Below are 291 nucleotides of genomic sequence, written 5' to 3'. Positions count from 1 at the left end.
TAAACGCGGCGGACTGTAAATCCGCTCCTTCGGGTTCGGGGGTTCGAATCCCTCCCCTTCCATTTTACGGGCATAGTTTAAAGGTAGAACTAAGGTCTCCAAAACCTTCAGTGTGGGTTCAATTCCTACTGCCCGTGTTAATAGAATTATGGCGGGTGTGGTGAAGTGGTTAACACACCAGATTGTGGCTCTGGCATGCGTGGGTTCGATCCCCATCACTCGCCTATTTTATATTATTGGGGTATAGCCAAGCGGTAAGGCAAGGGACTTTGACTCCCTCATGCGTTGGTT

Annotated in this window: 2 tRNA genes; both read left to right on the top strand. The window is 49.5% G+C overall.

The window, feature by feature from the left end:
* Window positions 1–66: 66 nt before the first annotated feature.
* Window positions 67–137: transfer RNA gene (locus ADG81_RS00780), tRNA-Trp, on the top strand.
* A 14-nt stretch (window positions 138–151) separates the two neighbouring features.
* Window positions 152–224, top strand: a tRNA-His gene (locus tag ADG81_RS00775).
* Window positions 225–291: the final 67 nt, after the last annotated feature.

This window comes from Streptococcus pseudopneumoniae, assembly GCF_001070815.1.
GTDB lineage: Bacteria > Bacillota > Bacilli > Lactobacillales > Streptococcaceae > Streptococcus > Streptococcus pseudopneumoniae_P.
This window is presented reverse-complemented; position numbering and strand designations above follow the sequence as displayed.